Below are 18,988 nucleotides of genomic sequence, written 5' to 3' on the forward strand. Positions count from 1 at the left end.
TTTAGCCAAATAGTCAACAGTGCCTCTCCAGAACTTACGAGTCCTCTTGAAATCATACGAAAATAAAAAAAGCAGGATTTCTCCTGCTTTTGTGCATATGTAATTTCTCTTCACTATGTCAATTCAGCGCTTTTAGCGAGCATAAAAGCAGAGATACTAAACAAAACAATAAATAAAGAAGCGGCATGTAACAGGAAAAAAAGAAATTTTTGACCGCCTTTAATGAAGAGCGAATAAATCATTCCAAAGATTGTTACTAAGATTAAAAGTGCTGCTGCTATTTTAATTACTATAGCAAAGAAAGCTCCCGCAAATACAATTGACGGAATAAAAGATGCTACAATAATGATATACAAAATCAGTGTAGCAATAAAAGCGTTTTTTGATACGTTTGAAGCCTGTTTAAACAAATTCCCCATATAATCTCCTTTCTCATTTTAAAACTGCATCTTTTACTATAATACATGTGCATAAAGGACACAATTAACTTTTGTAAAAGTGCTTATCACTTAAGCTTGATCACCAATCATATCCGTTATATTTTTGAGATCTTGTTTACTTAGTTTATCAAATGTTCTAGCTGTTTTTTTGTTTGAATTATTTGTTGATAAATAGCCTTAAAGAACGCTTCGTAGTCTTTACTTCAAAATCAATTCATACTAAAATTCTCTCTTCCGGTAGATAGACAGCGCAATAAAGTAAGAAGCAATATACATTACCATCCCAAAAAGAGTATATAAGATAGGAACATACAAAGAAGAAGCAACCGGTAAGCTTGATGCCGCTAATATCTCGACGAAATAGCCAACAGCTCCCTGTAAAGCAATCGCAACGAAAAGGCCTCCCATGCCCCCTCCAAGTACTATTCCGTCAGATTTCTCTGCTCCGAATAGGTAAAGAAGCGGATAAGCAATTGCACCAGCAAAAAGTACGATAAATGTACCAAACGAAACGATATTTATTATATCCTCTACTGCACTCTGGGAAATAAGCGAATACATTGAAAAAACACCATAGGATAAGATGGTTCCGCTGACGACAATTAAAAAATAAAAAACATAGTGACTCTGCACCACATTTTTTCGACTAATCGGAAGAGTAAGCACGTATTTGTCATAGCCGGTCTTACTTTCTAATTTGATCACTTCAAGCGCTGGCATTGCCATTAATAAAATAATTAACATCGCTATAATACGGTAAAATGAAGGATCCGCAAAATAAAAGATGACCGCAGAAATAACTATCGCAAGCCCTGTGTACGTCAAAAAGCTTCGGTGAATGAGGTAGTAGTTCGTTAACAATAGACCTCTCATTTACGTTTCACTCCTCGTTAAAAGCACACTTAGTTCTTCCATAGACATCGGTTCAGTTATAGTTTCATCTGGCAGCTGATGCTTATCTGATACTAATACGCGGATAGACGTATCATACGTTCTTTTTGCCACTATTACATCTTCTGGAAGTAAGTTCAGCTGTTCTTCATTCATAACGGCAATTGCATACTCCTGAAAAACTTTCTCTTTTTCTTCATTTAATAAAACCTCACCGTTTTTAATCACAACAAGGTGGCTCGCTATTTTTTCGACATCGCTCATAATGTGAGACGAAAGCAATATTCCGCTGTTTCCATCGCTGACAAATGCTTTTAATTCATCTAGTATTTGCTCTCTAGACGAAGGATCCAATCCTCCTGTCGCTTCATCTAACAGCAATAATTTAGCACGATGAGACAGCGCTACCGCTAGAGATAATTTCATCGACATGCCGCGTGAAAACGTATGTATTTTTTTATCTTCCGGCAGTGAAAAAGAATGAATCAACCGGTAAAAATCAGCTTCTTCCCAAGAATTAAATAGTTTCTTAAAAACGTTGTTTAACTGTTTTATCGTTAAAGAAACCGGCAGATTAATCGCATCAAACACGACTCCAATATCTTCTTTAATCGCGGCATCTGTATTCAAATTGTCTTCACCAAATATTTCTACAGTTCCGCTATCTCTCGAAATTAATCCTAGTACTGCTTTAAACGTCGTAGATTTCCCTGCTCCGTTATCACCAATAAATCCCACAATCGATCCAGGAGGTACATGAAATGAAACATCTTTTAAAACCTCATTTTGGCCAAACGATTTTGCCATGTTTCTAACTTCTAAAAGATTTGTCATTTGCTCACTTCACTTTCTCTATTAGTAGTTAGGTGTAATCATAGAAAGTAACTGATTTAGCCATTTTGACGGCACACGAAATCACCTTTTATTTACAAAAATGACTATTTAATACCAATTATAGCTAGTAAACTATAAAAAGTCGATGATAACATAAAGGTTTGCTGCCCCTTCGTTTGTTTTTGATGACCGTAATATGTATGACAACATCTGCCTGTACTATTATATTCACTTATTGAAAGCACAAATAAAAAAAAGGATCTGCTATATAAGATCCTTTTTTCTTCACTATAATTGATGACCCTGCTTTTTTTCTTTTTCACTTAATACGCAGTCGGTTATAAAACCAAGAATAAGTCCAAGGGCTACCGGTATTAAACCGCCTTTTGCTTCCATTTGAAAATTTTCCGGTTCATTTACATAAATCCACTGAACTGACAGTAACGAAATATGAAATGTGTTTCCGATAAAAAACAAAAGTGCTATCGTGCCAAATGTTACGCCGAATGAAATGATGTATTTCTTCACTGTACCCCCTCCTTTCATTAAAAGGCTAATCCCAACGGAGCAACCTCTTAGTTTCTTTATTCCACTTCAAACACTGCCTTTTCTTGAAAAAACTTCTTTAATACAAGAGACTGAAAAATCATAAACAAACTTCCCGTCATCCAGTATAAAACGAGACCGGACGGTGAAAATATTCCAAATGAAAGCACCATGAGGGGCGAAAGAATTCGAGATAACACCACGTGCGATTGATTCATTCCTTCTACATCACTTTGCATAACTTTTGACTGTAAGTACGTAGCAACTGCCGCCGCGATTGGAAGAATAAAATACGGATCTGCATGTCCTAAGTCAAGCCACAAAAAAGATGATGCGCTAATTTCATCTATTCGTCTAATCGCGTAGTACACGATTGAAAAGACAGGAAGCTGAACAAGTAAAGGAAGGCATCCCATAAGAGGATTGGCTCCATTTTCTTTAAGCAGTTTCATCATTTCACGCTGATATTGCTGCTGACTCTCAGGATCTTTATCTTTGTACTTCTCTTTTAGCTCTTGAAGCTGAGGCTGTATGCGTTTATTGCTCAGCTGATTTTTATATTGAAGAATGTTTAAAGGCGCCAGCAGCATACGTACGCCAACCGTCACAAGCATAATTGAAAAACCAATACTTTGATGAAGCCACGTATTTCCTATAAACAAAATGAGCAGTGAAAAAGGATAAATAAAATAGTGATCAAAAAAGTGAGTGTGCGAACTTTGAATCACGTTTGATAAATCACAGCCGGCAAGTAGAAAAATGGAAACAAAAATAAAGAAAAGCTTGTTTTTATGTTTTAACATTTGTATTCCTCCAGTATTTTTTTAGTTAAACGAAAAAAAATACTGGCGAATGAGGACCTTCATCATCTTGTTCACCTATTGCTTCTTGTCTGTGAACAGAATATATAAATTTAAATTTGTAATACACGCAGCATATGAGATCCTGAGCGCGTAAAAGATTCACGTTTTGTATAAGGTACATGTCCTTTTGCTGCAGACAAACATGCTTATGTATTGTTTGAAATGTAGCTAGTTTAATAGCAGCATGCACAAAGAATGCCGTCATAATCGCAAATGATAAATACAGAAAAGCATCCGGTATAAAAAATTCCATTTTTTCACATCCTTGTGGATTATTGTATCATATTTTCCTTAATTTAGGTTAAATGTTTTATGAAGCAGATTTAATCTAAGGTAGCCCGCAAAATCGATTTCCTTATAGGAGTCAAAAAATAAGTTTCTTTTTGTAGCTGTCATTATACGGTTGATGAAATGACGTATAGACAATATACCGGGGCACATATAATTCTAAAAATTTCTACTTTTATTAGCAAAAAGGATATTATTCCTTTTTATGGTATAATCAAAAATATCATTTATAGGGAGTGAATCTATTGGAAACTAATACAAAACCTCAAGTAAACACCCACTCTATTGTTTCTCTAACTCTAGGTATCCTATCCATTTTTATTCCAATCATCGGGTTTATTACAGGTATTATTGGCATTATCTTCTACAAAAAAGCATCAAACGAAATAGCTGCTTCCAATCAAGGCGGTAAAGGACTCGCAATTGCCGGGCTGATTTGCAGTATAGTCGGCGTGATTTCTCAGCTGTTCTTTGTATTAGGGATTATTACGTTTATGTTTGCGGGAACGACGGTGGGCTATGAATAAAACAGGTAAATTAAAAAATGTAAGAAAATCGTGATTTAGACAGGATTATTGGAATTTCTATATAAAAGAATAAAAGCTTGATTTTCCACTATCCGAAGATCAAGCTCTTGAAAGCTAAACATTTATTATGATTTATTGTTACTACACCTATAGCTTTTAATGTAAATTGCAAAGGAGAATAAAAAATTAAACCCATCGTTGAATCCAAAATAAAAGAAATCATAATTGTTCTACTTACTTTACTGCTAGTAATCTCTGTGTTGATTAACTGTTCTAGCTATTTTAATAGTACAGAGATAAAAACTTTGACCTCAAGATGTTATGATAACGGCGGAGAAGCCATGGTAGAAATACATAATCCAATTACCAATGACTATTCTTTTGAATGTAAATAACTGAGTTATAAAACAGCTGGTCATTTAACAAGCTTACTTAAAAGAGGGCTAACGATTTAGCCCTCTTCTATACGTTTGAATATAGCTGTATGAAGTCAATGACAAAGGAGTTATTTATGAAACATGTCATATTAGGTATCTGCGTCTTTGTATATGCAGTACTATTAGAATATCTAAGGTATAACTATGGTCTTAACCTTATAGGAAAGGTGCTAATACTGTCCGTTTTAACTGGAGTTACGTATAAAATTATTGAAAAGATATACGGGAACAGAGCAGCTACACCGAAGGACGAAAGGTAATTTTGAGCGGGCTTACTAGTCTGAATATTTATTCCTGTAGCCTGCTCAATAGAGAAGTATTTATAAAAAGAGAAACGTTTAAGTCCGTACATGTATTAGTAACTTTATATGTACTTGTAGACTACTTCTCCAACCAACTTTTAAGGGTGTTACTAAAAGCAGTTCATTCATTTGTCTATAGCATCTATCAGAAAAGACTTGGATAATTGACTTAGTTTACTATTTAGAATATAACTTAACTTTCAGCTGTTTCCCCCATTAACTTTTGTTCCTTTATACAACGAAGTACACGGAAACTATTTAATAGTAAGAAAGCGTTTGTATAGGAACAAATTGTTACATTAGAAGAGCATAATACACCATATGGAAATTGAGTGAGTCTTTAGTTACCTATATGTGGTATATTATTACTCGTTGAAAAAACATATAAAAATATTCGGGGGAAGTAAAATTTGAATAACTTATTAGCAAAGAAAGACTTAACAGCCGAGCAACTAGCAATGGTTCAATCAGAAATGAATAAAAAAAGTAAATCAAAAGGAATTGCTTATGCTTTATGGTTCTTTCTAGGTGGCCTGGGCGGACACCGTTACTATTCAGGAAACATTGGAATGGCAATTGCAATGACTTTAACGCTTGGTGGATTCGGAATCTGGGCTTTCATTGATGTGTTTATGATTGGCGGAGCAATTGAAAAGAAAAACGAAGAGATTGAATTTGAAGCTATTCAATTAGTGAAAACACTAAATAACTAATTAGAGGCGCACTAGCTCTCTTTTTTTAATAGATCAATGTATTTAAATTGAGTTCATGTAAATATAATAATAGAATAAACATCACAAAGAACAAACGGCAGCTGCTGTTTGTTCTTTTTATATGCTATTAAGAAAATTTATCATTAAAAATCCTCTGCAACGGCTACTCCATTTGCGTACGAGTAAGTAAACTGCAAGAGTTTTTGTCCATATCGATTCATAATTTCATCGTTGTACTTCTTATATACGTGCTACGAGAAAAGGTAGCCGGTAAAGAGAATAAACCCCGTAACGAGGATTAATACACCGCTAATTACCACTGTTAGAATACTTCTCAGAGCCGATATCCAATTGTTTATTCCGAAAAATCCTGCGATGCCGATGAAAAATAGAATAATTGCTAAACATAAATTTATATTCAATAATAATGAATGATAAAATGCGATGAAAAAGAACGCAACGCACAGTAGTGTCAAGATAAATGACCAAAAATTGATAACTCGTGCCACTTCAACTAACCTCCCCTACTTTTGAAACTTTCACGTTTAAACACATTCTTAAATCATTTATTTCGAACCTGGCTTTAAACACTGCAAGAAAAAATCGCAAACTGCTGTTTGAATAAACTGCTTCTTTAAACTGCACAATAAATACTCTAATTCAAATTCCTGATAAAAGATCTTAGCAACAACCAATTTTAATTCTTCTACAGTTGGTTGTTCTGACACATATAGTTTATCTAACGCAAGGTTAAATGGAGAAAACAGCTGATCATCTTGATACCAGACGGAAATATCTTCACCTTTTATTCGGCAGCTAAACACACCTAGTATTTTTAAAAATGCCTGAACTTGATTTTCTTCAAACTCATGATCAATCGCAAACATAAAAAAAGGATGTTCCTCAGCGTTAATCATATGTTTCATTAAACTCATTTGATATTTTAATAGCTTTACTTCTTTTACTACGTCCAACTTCTTCACATCTTTCTTAAAAAAATCATCATACTATAATGCTATACTCTGTGAATTTTACCATAATATAGTAGTTACAATAAACCATTCATAGTACTTTTATCTATTTGTAATTAATTGGATAACAAGGTATATTGTTGTAAATAGGAAATTACTTTATAAACTGAAAGCGAGGATACATATGGGCTTATTAATAATTGCTGCTATTATCACGTTATCCGTCATTTTGGATTACTTCATCTTTGACCATGATGATAAGCATTGGGGCTGGCTAAAAAAAGCTTCTAAACCAGTTAGAAGAAGTGTTATCGGCTGCTACTTGCTTATGTCATTTGTTATTTACGTCGGTTTAAGCCTTCCATATATCAAGCCTTTTTTATAAATATCAGTCTGCTTAAACTGGTTAGCCTGTAATTCTTACCCAAAAGTTACAGGCTAACCAACTCACTTCACCACCACTACAAATTGTTTATCTTCAAATGTAAACATTTCTCCTAATTCATAGATGTACTTCTTTTTATCTAATTTATAATGCTTTCCAAAATAAAGCGTTTTTAAGTTAATAAACGTATCTAGACTTGAATCTTTTTCTTCCGCTTCATCACCGTCCAAGCAAGAATATAATTCAATGTGACAGCCCTCTATCAGGTGTTCTTCAATATAAGTAAACAACTCTCTTATTGATTTAGAATGTGCATCACAAGATACTTCGTAGATATATGGCAAGGTGAATGCGTGCTCTATGTCACTGTACCCGTCGGTTAAGTGATTGATACTAATACCGTACGCATCTTCTTCTTTCTCGTAAATTGTAATTAGCTTATCTTTCTTTTGATTTTGATTAAAAGGAGAAACTTCGGATAAAGGCACCAGCGTTTCTTTTGTGCCAAAGCTTCCTGTAGGCAATTCATAAGGAGAACCTATATAATGATGTGTCGTCATATTGGTCACTTCGCTTTCTCTTTGCTTATGTAAAATACTATTATTCTATCACTCTTATTAAGATTACATACAAATACAAGAAAAATATGTATAATAAAACCAGGAGGTGACAACATGAAAAAACTACTGTCTTTTCTATTTCTAGCCGCTCTTTATTTGTATGACTCTTCATACAATCATACTGCTTTTTTACATAAACCGGTTGTTTCTGCATTTTTATATGTAGCTGCTATTTTTGCCTGTGCCCTACTGCTTGTAAATGTAAAAAGAGACAAAGCTGTTTAAGCAAGGAGATTACTATGAGCTATAAAATCGTATTCTTTGACGTGGACGGAACTCTTACTCATCACGAAAACGGGATTATTTCCACCAAAACTCGAGAGATTGTAAAAAGCTTAAAAGATAAAGGAATAAAAGTTGTTGCCGCAACAGGCAGACCTTTGTCTCTCTGTGAAGAAATTAAAGAATTAGGCATAGATACGCTTATTACCGCAAACGGAGCGTTTACTGTACATAATGAAGAAGTCATTCATAAGCTGTCCATGGACAAGCACGTCGCGCGCGAAGTCTTTGAATACGCAGCCTCGCAAAATCACGGTCTTTCATTTTATACAAAAGAGCTCAGCATGAATGGAATTAAAGATGATAATATTTTAAAAGCCCTGAAGGAAACATTATCGCTCAGTGATTATCCTCAAATTAATGAGCGTATTTATGATGAAGATATTTATTTAATGTGTCTGTATGGTGATGACAAAACCTTTGAGCAGTATGCACAGCGATTTCCTCAGTTACTATTTAAAAGATGGCACCCTTTTACCGTAAGTGTTCTTCAAGAAGAAATTACAAAATCGGTAGCTATCCTGAAGGTCTTAGACTATTTTAACATCGATCAATCCGAGGCTATCGCATTCGGAGACGGAGAAAATGACATCGATATGATAGAATTAGCCGGCCTTGGAATTGCGATGGGCAACGGATCTGATAAGTTAAAAAACGCCGCTGATTTTGTCACGAAGAAATCGGGTGAAGACGGGATTGAGTTTGCCCTTAAAAAATTTAAAATCCTATAGAAAAGTGGCACGCCTAGACAACTTATCTAAGCATGCTTTTTCTTTCCATAAATGTTTCAGGATGTAGCTCCTCCGATTGAATGACAATGGCCGTCATACCGGTTTCACTTCCCGACGTATGCCACTCTCCTTTTTCCCACAGTGCTGCTTCTCCACGTTTAATGGGTATTCGTTTTTGATTCTCTCCTGTTACCCACCCTTCACCTTCGACTACGATAAATAGCTGAGAGATAGGAGCTTGATGATACCCTACCGTTCCTTCTCCGTCTATATACATAAAACCAATGATAGCTGCTTCATTTGTTTGACTCATTTTTACGTAAGTGGCTAAATGCGACTGATATTTTTCTACTTTTTTGCCATGTTCTTTACTGAATTTGTAGATTTTCAATGTGCATACCCTTTTTGTTTATTACGTTTTCTTATTTATTTTTATTGCGTTTAAGATACTCGGGCGGAGAAACAGACTCAACAAGTAAAGCACCGTCTAGCTGATCACGCGGTACAAATAAAGTTGGCATGGTACCACTTTCTAAAAAGATAGTTTTAGTGAATATCCACTTGTTTCCTGAAGTTTTTTCAAGCTGTGAAAAATCTGTAAATAAAGCTGGTGACTGCACTTGATGCATATAGTCCTCTAGACTTTTTTTAGGCGGCTTCTCTATTTTATATGGCTGTCCCGTGTCCGTATGTATTTCACCTTCATACATAAATAACCCTAAGTAATAAGACTGTTCTTTTATTTCATTAGAAACGATTGCTCTTAGTGGTTCAAAGCCTGTAAACGTTTTATATTGTTTGAAAATATGAAGGTTATGTGCCCAGATAATAATCTTTTCATTAGGGTACAGTTCTTGACAAATCCATTCTAAATTTTCCTTCATTCGTTTTTCTCTTAGTTTTTTATACGTCCGGTGATTATGGTGAATATAATTGATAAAATACAAACGGTTTTGCAGGCATCGAATAATTATTTTAACTTTACATACAAGCTCTTGATTTTCAAGATGCAAAACGTATTCTTCAAGTAGATAAGCTTCTAAATCTCCTATTACTACGCTTGCTTTTTCTTTAAACTCTGCAAACTCACGTAGCATTTCTGCTGGAACTTTTTTTCTTCTCGCTTTATATTGCCCTAGCTGGTAATACCATTTATACACGCCTGCTTCAATGTATTCTATCTTTTCTATCATGTCTTCAGACACTACGGAACTCAGCTGCTGAACGAATTTTAGGAAAAGGTCAGGATTAGAAGAGGGATTAATATCTATTCCTATTAAACTTAAATCTGATTTTTTCATTAGCTGAAACAAAGACAGATTTTCTTTTGTTGCCCATAAAGAATAAATCGCGTTTTTTAAAAAGTCTTCATCTGTAAACTCCTTCTTTAACTCATTAGCGCTGAAGCATTCGGCTAAGCCGCTTTCAAATGTCAGTACGGTAAAATTCATTTCTTTATGTAGAAATTCTATTATTTTTGACTTCATCATATTATGTTCTCTTATGTTGTGACCGTTTTCTCCTAACCACACAATTCTCTTATCTTTTACTATATGACGGAGAAATTCAAACTCTTGAGGCGTACATTCAGCCGGTTCGCTTAAATGGATTGAGTTTTTAGATAGCCACTCCACAGAGTTTAAATACCTCTCTTTTCCTTTTGAAAAAATCCTCATATTCTATCCTCCTTCACCACGTTACCTATTACTTCCATTTTACTAAAATACAGCTAACACTTCACTATTTATGTCCAATAGCTGATCAGCAACAAAAAGACCTTATATATCTATAAGGTCCTGGCTTTCTAGAATCCTAGATTAAGCCCTTCTGAGCTTTCTCCAAATGCTCTTTAACTATTTTTTTAAACGCATGAGGATCATCTACGCGAATAGCGACCTGCTGGTATTTCTTTTTGATTCCCATAAAAAGCGTTGCTTCAATTGGAGACTTTAATGTTAGTAAAAGATCAGGATGAACGGTTTCAAAATCGCGTGCGATAAATTCAATCGTGGTGTTAGGGATTTTTTGCTCAAGAATGTTAGCGTCTTCTACTATCTCAGCAATGTCTCTAAATGGTAGCTCCATACGCTTAGCTAAACCAAATGAAATGTATAGATGATCATCATCGACTCGTAAAGGGTTAAGCCTTAATGCTTGAATGTCTCCTAAAAAGAAAACAATGCTATAAATATTAAGGATCAGTAAAACGACTGAAAGAATGATAGACGTATTGTGCAGCAGCCAGTGAAGCCCTAATGTTTCAATGACAATCGCATGAATAATCATAATTTGAAACGTAATAAAACTTGAGCGTTTATACAGAGTAAACGTATTCCCTTCAGTACTCGGCTGCTTCTTCCACGTTCCAAACGCATAGTAAAACATCAGCATTTCTGAACAAAGGATGTGTATAAAAGTTTGTTTGGGGAACTTTTCGTTTACAGCCTGCGAAAAAGAAAATAAAAGCGGCAAAGAGCTTGATTTGATCCTTCTCAAAATAGGCGGTACGTTTTTAACTAGCATAAACAGCAGTGAAAGTTCAAATAAAATGAGTACTCCTTCTATTCCAACACCGAGCCACATAACCGATTGAAAAGAAGCCAAGTATTCACTCGGAATGATAAAACGCGCCGCAATAAGGCCTGTGGCCATTAATACAATAAAATATTTCACGCTAAACTTACGCTGCCAGGCTAAAAACAAGAGCGGAGCGACAAGGCTTAAATCTAAAATAGAACCTACTACCACTCCGGTTAGATTAGCAGACAAAGACTGAAGTCCAAAAGAAGAATGATACAGCACGTAATTTGAGCTTATTACTAACAGCAGTAAGAAAAGAGCGACAAAAGAAACTGTTTTTTTATGAAGAACCAAACAACTCACCTCACTTTTAGTTGGCGAAACACAAAAATTCCTGTTACTTCCATTTTACCAATGGAGTTGATTTAAGTCACTTCATAACATGACTTTGTGTTATAAAATCCATTTAAAGATATCCACTCTTCTATAGCGGTTCTTATATACAAATAATTAACAATGTAAAAAGAGTTTGACATTTTTGGAACTGATGATACAATGATAATGTAAAATACTTTTTACATTTTTAACAAGGAGGAGTAAGAATGGATTGGGTTAAAATTGTGTATTCATTCATCCTGTTAGTTTGCGGAATTTTGATTTTTGTTTCATCATCTTCTCCAAAAGGTGATGAAAGGAAGAAGTTTATCAGCAAGAAGGCTCAATCATACGCATTTGTGGTAGTTATAGGTATGCTGATTTTAGAAGTTATAGAGTCCATTTATCGGACTTTTCAAGGGAAAAGTTCTTATGATGGCATTGGCATTTCGCCGCTAATATTTCTGACGATGATTTCAGTTATATATTTAATAACGTTTCTCGCGTACAGAAAAAAATACGGTGATTAAATGAACGATCACAAGTAAGAAATAAAGAAATTGAGCTCATATTTTCTGATGAAACGATAAATATAACCTCACTTTATAATTAGCTTTTAATACAGCCTCTAGATGACATCCGACAGTAAATGAGCTTATTATAAGTGCTTTTAAAAGTAATAACTAGACCTCCTACTGAGGTTTTTTTTATGCACTCTTAAAATAAAACATCTCCCGTAGCTAAAGTCAGGAGATGATATCATAAACGTTGAGTTCATTAGTGTTTTCTTACTTTCTATTCTGTTTCTCAAGTAAATCAATGATTCTATCATTTTGCTTAACGATTGTTTTTAGCTTTGCTTCTAATGAACACAACGTGATAAAGACGGCTATAAATCCTATAACGCCATAAAACATAACGGCTTCTCCCCTTTTTAAAACAATTAAGCATATACGCCCTACATCTCAAAAAAGCTATGTCTTTCCACTTTACAAACCCTAAGCGAAAACTTTTGATACCATTCTTTTTTTCCTTTGTGCTGGGCTGCGCGGTGGGCTGAGTTTTCTTTCCACATTTTGATTGATTTTAAGGAATCCCAATATGAAATGGTAATGCCTAAGTCTTTGTCCCTGGCACTTTCTATTCCTAGAAAGCCTTTTTGTTTAGATGCAAGCTCTACCATTTTGTCTGCCATGATTCCATAACCCTTCTCACCTTCTGTTCTTTCAGAAGCAAAAATAACGGCATAATAAGGCGGTTCGGGGGTTTTAGCAATTCTAGACATATTGATTTCCTCCTTTAAATAAAGTCAAATTAATAACAAAAAGAGTCTGATGTGAAGACTCTTTTACTCTTGATACGTAGAAGCTACTACTTTATATTTTTTCACTTTTGCTAGTTCTTTATCAGGGATTTGTGATGAAGTAGCGTCAAAAGGAATGGATTTTCCAGGAGTCAGCTGCGCTTCTTCGGATTGAAATATAGTTCCTATAAACTCATTTTGTTTTCCATATAAGGCTCCACCAACCAGAATGTATTCAGTAGGTTCTTTGGTATTGTTTGTAGCTGTTCCTTTGATATGTAGGATGTGATTCTCTTTTTCCTGACTCATTGCGTCGCCTTTAATTTTCAAGCTCTGTACATTACTTGCAGGCTTTATCGGATTAATCTTGACCTTTACATTATATGTATCTGGTTCTTTATTAATAATTCCTTCTGCTGAAATGTACCCTTCCTCGCCCGGCTTTAGTACATAGGGAGCAAGATGAACGTCGGGGTCACTTGGAATAATATGCGGATCAAGGACTTTTCCAGTTTTGTTTACATATTTTATAGTGGTATCATTCACATTAAGCGTTTTGTCACTTTCATTTTTTATAACCGCAGAATAGCTCAGTACGTTATCATGAGTGATGGAATCTACAAGTGTATAACTTTTTTCTTCTACTATTTTTATTTTTTCATCCTTTGTTTTCTCTTTCTTATGCTGGGCAGTGTCCGTCTCCTTGCTGCATCCAGCCAGAATGAACAAGAATGCTAGGAGTATTCCTAGCAGCAGTCTTACTTTCATGATGATTCCTCCATTTAATACTATTTTTTTCGTAAATTCCATTATAATACTTTTTTGGATTTATCTAAAGGGGATTTCACACCTAATTAGAATTTGCTAAAACTATAATTAGATAAATATTCCATTTATATGATATAGTTTTTATATGTAAGTAATAAACAAATAGAAATGGAGTTTCAACATGAGGAACATAAGCAAGATAACAACGGGAACCATTACAATCGCTTTAGCGCTGGGGTTAATGGGGTGCAGTCACGCACGTTCAAACAATGAAAGCATAGATGGAAGCGAAGCAAAAAAAGAGCTGGCCATAGAGCTGAAATTTCTGCAAAACGAGTGTGAACGGTTAATCAATAAAGATGGAAAATCAGACGATAAAACGTTTCAAAGCTACAAAAATGATTTTAACCTGCTGTCTGCGTCTATTAATAGTACGTCAAAAGTAGAAACACAAAGTGATAGGGAATTAACAGAAAGCATAGCGCAATTAAAAAGAGATGTAGATGCATTAACAGAAAAAGAATACGTAAAATCCTATAAAAGATTTAATTCAAGCAAGACTATCTATGAAGTTACGCTCATGAACAATGTGCATGACGTTATAGATGCAACAAAAATTTCAGAAAAAAGCAATAACGTGTCAGATTCATTTAATGATAAACACTTCCATTCTTCTGAAGCACAAATAAAAAAATATGTGGGGCCTGCGATTGATCATATTAACACCGTATCTAAATATAAAATAGAGCTCATGCAAGACGAAATCCAAAAGCATCGCGATAGTTTCACCAAGCTGCAGCTCGAACAATTAAAAAAAGCCACTCATAATTTTGATTTGTCTTTAGACAACCAAATTAAATCTATTCAAGCTTATAAACCTATAGGTGAAGATTATAGTGTAAGTAGAGAATTCAGCTATAAAGCATCTGAAAAGTATACCAATGCCTGTGTGTACATTACCGACTTTGAATCTAATTTAGGAATCGCCAAGGCCGGTGATTTTTAGAAAAGCTCTCTAAAAGTACTTTTAGAGAGCTTTTTTTGCTGTATTCATTACAAGCTCAAGTTTTTACTCCTTATGTTTTGTACATATTCGCTTTTTCTAAGTCAAGCGAAGCATCACATATAACCTGGGGATATCGGTGTTATATTTCACAAACAATAACCAAAATAAGGGTTTTAAAAGAGCTTTATAGCTCATTTATCGCGTAAAGAAACCTTATTATTTGATGCATCAACTAATAAAGAGTAAAGTTTTTCTATAATAAAGGTTAAAAGCGAAAGGATGAGTAACATGTTTAAAGACGGTTATGTAAAAGTGAATGATGTAAACCTTCATTACGTGACAAAAGGTGAAGGCGAACTAATGCTGTTTTTACACGGATTCCCTTACTTTTGGTATACGTGGCACCATCAGTTAGAAGAGTTTTCGAAAGATTATCGCGTGGTAGCTGTAGATATGCGAGGCTATAACTTATCAGATAAGCCAGAAGAAATTTCTTCTTACAGCATGCCCCTTCTCATGGAAGATGTAAAACAGTTGATTGAAGCGTTTGGTGAAAAAGAATGTGTGTTAGTGGCACACGATTGGGGCGGCGCTGTTGCATGGGCATTTGCTTATACATATCCGCAGTATGTCAAAAAGTTAGTAATGTTCGATGCACCGCACCCTTACACATTTATAAGAGAGCTTGCTGAAAATCCTGCTCAACGAGAAGCAAGCAGCTATATGAGCTTTTTCCAACAGCCAAATTCTCAAGATGAGCTACTCGCAAATAATAGCGAAAAGCTAAGAAACATGCTGACAGAGCCAGGAATTAAAAAAGGCTATTTAACAAAAGAAGAAGAAGCTAAATATGTAGAGGCGTGGAACCAGCCGAATGCAATGAAATCCATGCTTAACTACTACCGTGCGTCTTCTCTTTATCCATTTGAAGAGCGCGTTCATAAACCTGTAGCCCTGCCGCATAAAGTATTTCAGTCTCCGACTTTAATTGTATGGGGAAATGCGGACGAAGCGTTTGAAAACAGTAATTTAGATGGCATTGAAGAGTACGTTCCAAATGTAACGATCCACCGCTTAGACGGTGTAGGACATGCCCCTCAGCATGAGCAGCCCCAAAAGGTGAATGAATTTATAAGAGACTTCTTACGCAAATAGAACCGAAAAAGACTGCAAAGTACGGTATACAACCGCTTTGCAGTCTTTTTTATAGATTATAAAGCATATTACCAACTATTCATTTCTATTATTGGATTATTTTTCAACGTTTTAATGGAGGTATACGTGATATAAATTTTACTGTACAGATGCAGTCCCCCCCAAAGGAACATGTACATTTCTTTCTTACTTACCCTTTTTGGAACTGTCTTTTTTGAGGGTTCTTTTTATGGTTTTACTCTTTTCCCATCGGAAGAACAATCTTAAACAACGCTCCTCCCGTCTCTTTATTATCGGCTGTGATGCTTCCCCCGTGGTTTTTCACAATGGAATGAGCAATATAAAGACCTAGACCCAAGTTTCCGTGACCGCTTGTTCTCGATGCATCTTCCAGATTTTCACCGGATGCTAACTGGTCTAGAGCGCCGTCCCATATTAACTCTCCTTCTCTCATCACAACAATTTGATCACATACTCGCTGTAATTCATCCAGCAAATGACTAGAAATCAAAATCGTTTTGTTATAGTCCTGTTTTAAGGTAAAAAGCAGCTCGCCCAGTTCACGTACGCCCATTGGATCTAAGCCGTTGGCCGGCTCATCTAGTATCAACAAGTCCGGGTCGCCTAAGAGCGCTTGGGCAATTCCGAGCCTTTGCTTCATTCCAAGAGAATACGTTCGAACTTTATCGTTTTCTCTGCCGGTTAATCCCACAATATCAAGTACTTCTTTCACTAGGTGACGACATCTTACTTTTTTCGAAACGCTTTTTACATCTAAAATAATATTTTTCATATTAAATCCCTCCTATACTACGTGTAGAGGGGATTTATAAAGTTTATAAAAATTATTGTACAGGCTTTTTAGCTACGATATAGGATACAAGCGCGAATAAAAGCAAAAACACGGATAAAAACAAATAGCCCGCACCTTCAAAACCTCTTACCTCTACATAGCCAATATAAATAAGAACGACAGCAGCAATAACGGTTAGCATTGAAGGAAGCGTTCTAACGACTTTGTTCCATTTCATCTTTCTGAACAGCCAAGTTACAAGGAGTAAAAGCACAACTGGCAGCAGTGCAATCAGCAAAGGACCGCCTATCATCATAATCTATCAACCTCTCTAAATCCTTATCATTCACCTATAATAAAAATAATAAGCTTACGGCTCGGAAATACCATTTGCAATTGCTAATAAAAAAATCAAAGCAGAAAGCAAAACAAAAAAGATACTGTTTGCGATAATGCTAAACCACACAACGCTCGGCCTCTTTGTTCGAACTCCCAAAACTAATGCCACAATAAAGCCAACGTCTATCGCAAAAAACAGCCACAGCAGAATGGTCAAATCACCGGTTTCACTTGGGAAAATTGAATTTTGGGGAAGCAGCCGATTTGCAAAAAATACAATAAACGCAGCCGCCAGCAAAATAACTGTCAGTAAAATTGGCTTATTTTCCTTTGGAATACTCATTTCAAATACCTCCTAACTAAAGAAAATAATACCATACATTATTAAATAGAAATATACAGATTCTATAGTCTCAATATCAAAAAAAAAAAGGACATAGATTTTTATTAACAGGTTCTTTTTTGAGGTGCAAAATTTAATTTCATAATGCATTTTTAGCATGAAGTCACACATGAATTTACGTTTTTTATTTGCTTGGTATTACTTCTATATTTGCTATTCCCCCTCAAATTCAAGCAGGAATTCGCATAAAACTTCTCCACTATGGAATAATTATTTGAATTTAACCATGAATTATTTAGTGAGTTTTAAGGATATTATTTATTTTAAGTAGGTTCTGATATCTTTCGTTGTTGATTTTGGAAGCTTTGTTGAAAAATTTGTAAATTCAGCCTTCTAAAGTAAGAACATTTCTTTGTAATGAGAAATGCTTTTTATTTTGTTTAAAATTAAAAGGATATTTCAATAACAACAATAATATAATAAAAAACGATAATATTTTATTGTAAAACGATAAATCGTGTGTTAAATTCATATTATTATTAAATAAGTGAGGTGTTTTTTATGAATGTTAAACGAGATTCTACCACTTTCTTAAAGGTAATAATTTTTCTGATTGGAATTGCAGTGCTTGCCGCATGCATATTGTTGTTGCCTGACGCAGCCAGAAGAGATGCTGTAGAGCGTCCTGGTGATTATTCGTTATATCCACTGTTGGTATGTACATATGGAATATGTATTACATTTTCTTTGGCGTGTTATCAAGCTGTTAAACTTTTAACCTATATCGAGAAGAATAACGCTTTCTCTGAGTTATCTCTTCGATCTTTAAAGGTAATAAAAAAATGCACTTTTACTGTCATTTTGTTTATTTTGTTAGCAATAGTTTATTTAAGGGTGCATGCTCAATTCACAGGTGATGATGCAGCAGGTCCAATATCTCTAGGTCTAATGAGTATCTTGGCAACAAGTATCATCGCAGCCATTGTGGACGTGTTTCAAAAACCTATAAAGAATCTCCTGGATTCACACAAAAAAAACAATTAATATTTCGAAATATAGAAGAGGTGTTTTTTATGAAGATAGCAACCACATTATTTTTAAAGATAGCAGTTATTCTCATTGGAATTTTGGTTCTTACTTTGTGCATATTTCTAGTTCCTGAACTGGCAGATGCGGTAGCGGAGTTCTTAGGTATTCATTCCATAAAATATATCATTTTCATCCTTTTATATGGAGGAACATTACCTTTTTACTTGGCCCTTTATCAAGCTGTTAAACTGTTGAGTTATATTGACAAGAACATTGCTTTCTCCGAATTGTCTGTTCGAATTTTAATGAGCATCAAATACTGCGCCATTTCCATCTGTAGTTTGCATGTCTTAGGTTTGCCCGTCTATTATCTCGTGGCAGATAAAGATGATGCCCCAGGTCTCATATTTGTTGGAATGGTCATTCCTTTTGCTTCGTTGGTTATCGCAGTTTTTGCTGCTGTTCTCCAAAGGCTTTTGCAAGAAGCGATTAACATAAAATCAGAAAATGATTTAACGGTCTGAGGT

General features: G+C 35.0%; 26 protein-coding genes. 10 read left to right on the forward strand and 16 right to left on the reverse strand.

The annotated features are described in order from the left end of the window. Positions 1-113 precede the first annotated feature (113 nt). The 6 genes from AC0KUU_RS20420 to AC0KUU_RS20445 form a co-directional block, all read right to left on the reverse strand. Positions 114-419, reverse strand: a complete 306-nt coding sequence (locus tag AC0KUU_RS20420; protein WP_043981263.1) for a hypothetical protein — start codon at positions 417-419, stop codon at positions 114-116. 240 nt (positions 420-659) lie between these two features. Further along, positions 660-1,313, reverse strand: a complete 654-nt coding sequence (locus AC0KUU_RS20425; RefSeq protein WP_043981261.1) for an ABC-2 transporter permease — start codon at positions 1,311-1,313, stop codon at positions 660-662. Continuing rightward, complete coding sequence (locus tag AC0KUU_RS20430; protein WP_043981259.1) at positions 1,314-2,165, reverse strand: ABC transporter ATP-binding protein; 852 nt, start codon at positions 2,163-2,165, stop codon at positions 1,314-1,316. A gap of 288 nt (positions 2,166-2,453) precedes the next feature. Beyond that, positions 2,454-2,693: a hypothetical protein gene (locus AC0KUU_RS20435; RefSeq protein ID WP_043981257.1), complete on the reverse strand. Its 240-nt coding sequence runs from the start codon at positions 2,691-2,693 to the stop codon at positions 2,454-2,456. Positions 2,694-2,749: 56 nt separating this feature from the next. After that, positions 2,750-3,514 carry a membrane protein insertase YidC gene (yidC, locus tag AC0KUU_RS20440; RefSeq protein WP_322552284.1) on the reverse strand — a complete coding sequence of 255 codons (765 nt, stop codon included), beginning with the start codon at positions 3,512-3,514 and terminating at the stop codon, positions 2,750-2,752. Positions 3,515-3,539: 25 nt separating this feature from the next. Then, positions 3,540-3,827, reverse strand: coding sequence for a hypothetical protein (locus AC0KUU_RS20445; RefSeq protein ID WP_237074330.1), 288 nt, complete (start codon positions 3,825-3,827; stop codon positions 3,540-3,542). A 280-nt stretch (positions 3,828-4,107) separates the two neighbouring features. Here AC0KUU_RS20445 and AC0KUU_RS20450 point away from each other — a divergent pair, with 280 nt between their 5' ends. Then, positions 4,108-4,389 (forward strand): DUF4190 domain-containing protein, encoded by a 282-nt coding sequence (locus tag AC0KUU_RS20450; protein WP_043981252.1) that lies wholly within the window; start codon positions 4,108-4,110, stop codon positions 4,387-4,389. A gap of 1,149 nt (positions 4,390-5,538) precedes the next feature. Further along, complete coding sequence (locus AC0KUU_RS20455) at positions 5,539-5,841, forward strand: TM2 domain-containing protein (RefSeq protein ID WP_176526488.1); 303 nt, start codon at positions 5,539-5,541, stop codon at positions 5,839-5,841. A 566-nt stretch (positions 5,842-6,407) separates the two neighbouring features. Here AC0KUU_RS20455 and AC0KUU_RS20460 read toward each other — a convergent pair. After that, the gene (locus tag AC0KUU_RS20460; protein ID WP_162214653.1) at positions 6,408-6,815 is read right to left on the reverse strand and encodes a DUF1878 family protein; all 408 of its coding nucleotides are present in this window, start codon (positions 6,813-6,815) and stop codon (positions 6,408-6,410) included. A gap of 181 nt (positions 6,816-6,996) precedes the next feature. On the opposite strand from AC0KUU_RS20460, the gene AC0KUU_RS20465 reads away from it, so the two are divergent. Further along, positions 6,997-7,197, forward strand: a complete 201-nt coding sequence (locus tag AC0KUU_RS20465) for a hypothetical protein (RefSeq protein ID WP_165574876.1) — start codon at positions 6,997-6,999, stop codon at positions 7,195-7,197. 62 nt (positions 7,198-7,259) lie between these two features. Here AC0KUU_RS20465 and AC0KUU_RS20470 read toward each other — a convergent pair whose 3' ends face one another. After that, positions 7,260-7,757, reverse strand: a complete 498-nt coding sequence (locus tag AC0KUU_RS20470; RefSeq protein WP_322552475.1) for a hypothetical protein — start codon at positions 7,755-7,757, stop codon at positions 7,260-7,262. Positions 7,758-7,871: 114 nt separating this feature from the next. Here AC0KUU_RS20470 and AC0KUU_RS20475 point away from each other — a divergent pair, with 114 nt between their 5' ends. Both AC0KUU_RS20475 and AC0KUU_RS20480 read left to right on the forward strand, forming a co-directional pair. After that, positions 7,872-8,042, forward strand: coding sequence for a hypothetical protein (locus AC0KUU_RS20475; protein ID WP_322552285.1), 171 nt, complete (start codon positions 7,872-7,874; stop codon positions 8,040-8,042). 14 nt (positions 8,043-8,056) lie between these two features. Beyond that, the gene (locus AC0KUU_RS20480) at positions 8,057-8,830 is read left to right on the forward strand and encodes a Cof-type HAD-IIB family hydrolase (RefSeq protein ID WP_322552286.1); all 774 of its coding nucleotides are present in this window, start codon (positions 8,057-8,059) and stop codon (positions 8,828-8,830) included. Positions 8,831-8,852: 22 nt separating this feature from the next. Here the strand turns inward: AC0KUU_RS20480 and AC0KUU_RS20485 are convergent, their stop codons facing one another. The 3 genes from AC0KUU_RS20485 to AC0KUU_RS20495 form a co-directional block, all read right to left on the reverse strand. Then, positions 8,853-9,221 (reverse strand): cupin domain-containing protein, encoded by a 369-nt coding sequence (locus AC0KUU_RS20485; RefSeq protein ID WP_322552287.1) that lies wholly within the window; start codon positions 9,219-9,221, stop codon positions 8,853-8,855. Positions 9,222-9,252: 31 nt separating this feature from the next. Then, a complete protein-coding gene (locus AC0KUU_RS20490) occupies positions 9,253-10,506 on the reverse strand; it encodes an erythromycin esterase family protein (RefSeq protein ID WP_322552288.1) in 1,254 nt (417 codons plus the stop codon). A 136-nt stretch (positions 10,507-10,642) separates the two neighbouring features. After that, positions 10,643-11,704, reverse strand: coding sequence for a beta-carotene 15,15'-monooxygenase (locus AC0KUU_RS20495; RefSeq protein WP_322552289.1), 1,062 nt, complete (start codon positions 11,702-11,704; stop codon positions 10,643-10,645). Positions 11,705-11,952: 248 nt separating this feature from the next. On the opposite strand from AC0KUU_RS20495, the gene AC0KUU_RS20500 reads away from it, so the two are divergent. Continuing rightward, positions 11,953-12,255, forward strand: coding sequence for a hypothetical protein (locus AC0KUU_RS20500; RefSeq protein ID WP_043981238.1), 303 nt, complete (start codon positions 11,953-11,955; stop codon positions 12,253-12,255). Positions 12,256-12,683: 428 nt separating this feature from the next. Here the strand turns inward: AC0KUU_RS20500 and AC0KUU_RS20505 are convergent, their stop codons facing one another. Together AC0KUU_RS20505 and AC0KUU_RS20510 are read right to left on the reverse strand one after the other, a co-directional pair. Continuing rightward, a complete protein-coding gene (locus AC0KUU_RS20505) occupies positions 12,684-13,010 on the reverse strand; it encodes an antibiotic biosynthesis monooxygenase family protein (RefSeq protein WP_043981237.1) in 327 nt (108 codons plus the stop codon). A gap of 63 nt (positions 13,011-13,073) precedes the next feature. Continuing rightward, positions 13,074-13,796, reverse strand: coding sequence for an FxLYD domain-containing protein (locus AC0KUU_RS20510; protein ID WP_322552290.1), 723 nt, complete (start codon positions 13,794-13,796; stop codon positions 13,074-13,076). 181 nt (positions 13,797-13,977) lie between these two features. On the opposite strand from AC0KUU_RS20510, the gene AC0KUU_RS20515 reads away from it, so the two are divergent. Next, entirely contained in the window at positions 13,978-14,802 is an 825-nt protein-coding gene (locus tag AC0KUU_RS20515) for a hypothetical protein (protein WP_322552291.1), read from the forward strand. A gap of 288 nt (positions 14,803-15,090) precedes the next feature. After that, entirely contained in the window at positions 15,091-15,957 is an 867-nt protein-coding gene (locus tag AC0KUU_RS20520; RefSeq protein WP_322552292.1) for an alpha/beta fold hydrolase, read from the forward strand. 235 nt (positions 15,958-16,192) lie between these two features. On the opposite strand, the gene AC0KUU_RS20525 is transcribed toward AC0KUU_RS20520, so the two are convergent. The 3 genes from AC0KUU_RS20525 to AC0KUU_RS20535 are packed head-to-tail and all read right to left on the reverse strand — an operon-like array spanning position 16,193 to position 17,432. Then, entirely contained in the window at positions 16,193-16,750 is a 558-nt protein-coding gene (locus tag AC0KUU_RS20525; RefSeq protein ID WP_322552293.1) for an ATP-binding cassette domain-containing protein, read from the reverse strand. 52 nt (positions 16,751-16,802) lie between these two features. Next, a complete protein-coding gene (locus tag AC0KUU_RS20530; RefSeq protein WP_043981233.1) occupies positions 16,803-17,066 on the reverse strand; it encodes a YesK family protein in 264 nt (87 codons plus the stop codon). Positions 17,067-17,120: 54 nt separating this feature from the next. Further along, positions 17,121-17,432 (reverse strand): hypothetical protein, encoded by a 312-nt coding sequence (locus AC0KUU_RS20535; RefSeq protein WP_052500335.1) that lies wholly within the window; start codon positions 17,430-17,432, stop codon positions 17,121-17,123. A 561-nt stretch (positions 17,433-17,993) separates the two neighbouring features. Here AC0KUU_RS20535 and AC0KUU_RS20540 point away from each other — a divergent pair. Together AC0KUU_RS20540 and AC0KUU_RS20545 are read left to right on the forward strand one after the other, a co-directional pair. Then, positions 17,994-18,476 (forward strand): DUF2975 domain-containing protein, encoded by a 483-nt coding sequence (locus AC0KUU_RS20540; RefSeq protein ID WP_322552294.1) that lies wholly within the window; start codon positions 17,994-17,996, stop codon positions 18,474-18,476. Positions 18,477-18,505: 29 nt separating this feature from the next. Continuing rightward, positions 18,506-18,985 carry a DUF2975 domain-containing protein gene (locus AC0KUU_RS20545; protein ID WP_043981227.1) on the forward strand — a complete coding sequence of 160 codons (480 nt, stop codon included), beginning with the start codon at positions 18,506-18,508 and terminating at the stop codon, positions 18,983-18,985. Positions 18,986-18,988 lie beyond the last annotated feature (3 nt).

The organism is Priestia sp. ST2 (assembly GCF_055810735.1).

Coding starts and splice junctions, on each gene's coding strand:
- AC0KUU_RS20420 (WP_043981263.1), bottom strand. CDS start 419: ATGGGGAATTTGTTTAAACAGGCTTCAAACGTATCAAAAAACGCTTTT.
- AC0KUU_RS20425 (WP_043981261.1), bottom strand. CDS start 1,313: ATGAGAGGTCTATTGTTAACGAACTACTACCTCATTCACCGAAGCTTT.
- AC0KUU_RS20430 (WP_043981259.1), bottom strand. CDS start 2,165: ATGACAAATCTTTTAGAAGTTAGAAACATGGCAAAATCGTTTGGCCAA.
- yidC (WP_322552284.1), bottom strand. CDS start 3,514: ATGTTAAAACATAAAAACAAGCTTTTCTTTATTTTTGTTTCCATTTTT.
- AC0KUU_RS20445 (WP_237074330.1), bottom strand. CDS start 3,827: ATGGAATTTTTTATACCGGATGCTTTTCTGTATTTATCATTTGCGATT.
- AC0KUU_RS20465 (WP_165574876.1), top strand. CDS start 6,997: ATGGGCTTATTAATAATTGCTGCTATTATCACGTTATCCGTCATTTTG.
- AC0KUU_RS20470 (WP_322552475.1), bottom strand. CDS start 7,757: ATGACGACACATCATTATATAGGTTCTCCTTATGAATTGCCTACAGGA.
- AC0KUU_RS20475 (WP_322552285.1), top strand. CDS start 7,872: ATGAAAAAACTACTGTCTTTTCTATTTCTAGCCGCTCTTTATTTGTAT.
- AC0KUU_RS20480 (WP_322552286.1), top strand. CDS start 8,057: ATGAGCTATAAAATCGTATTCTTTGACGTGGACGGAACTCTTACTCAT.
- AC0KUU_RS20490 (WP_322552288.1), bottom strand. CDS start 10,506: ATGAGGATTTTTTCAAAAGGAAAAGAGAGGTATTTAAACTCTGTGGAG.
- AC0KUU_RS20500 (WP_043981238.1), top strand. CDS start 11,953: ATGGATTGGGTTAAAATTGTGTATTCATTCATCCTGTTAGTTTGCGGA.
- AC0KUU_RS20505 (WP_043981237.1), bottom strand. CDS start 13,010: ATGTCTAGAATTGCTAAAACCCCCGAACCGCCTTATTATGCCGTTATT.
- AC0KUU_RS20510 (WP_322552290.1), bottom strand. CDS start 13,796: ATGAAAGTAAGACTGCTGCTAGGAATACTCCTAGCATTCTTGTTCATT.
- AC0KUU_RS20515 (WP_322552291.1), top strand. CDS start 13,978: ATGAGGAACATAAGCAAGATAACAACGGGAACCATTACAATCGCTTTA.
- AC0KUU_RS20520 (WP_322552292.1), top strand. CDS start 15,091: ATGTTTAAAGACGGTTATGTAAAAGTGAATGATGTAAACCTTCATTAC.
- AC0KUU_RS20525 (WP_322552293.1), bottom strand. CDS start 16,750: ATGAAAAATATTATTTTAGATGTAAAAAGCGTTTCGAAAAAAGTAAGA.
- AC0KUU_RS20530 (WP_043981233.1), bottom strand. CDS start 17,066: ATGATGATAGGCGGTCCTTTGCTGATTGCACTGCTGCCAGTTGTGCTT.
- AC0KUU_RS20535 (WP_052500335.1), bottom strand. CDS start 17,432: ATGAGTATTCCAAAGGAAAATAAGCCAATTTTACTGACAGTTATTTTG.
- AC0KUU_RS20540 (WP_322552294.1), top strand. CDS start 17,994: ATGAATGTTAAACGAGATTCTACCACTTTCTTAAAGGTAATAATTTTT.
- AC0KUU_RS20545 (WP_043981227.1), top strand. CDS start 18,506: ATGAAGATAGCAACCACATTATTTTTAAAGATAGCAGTTATTCTCATT.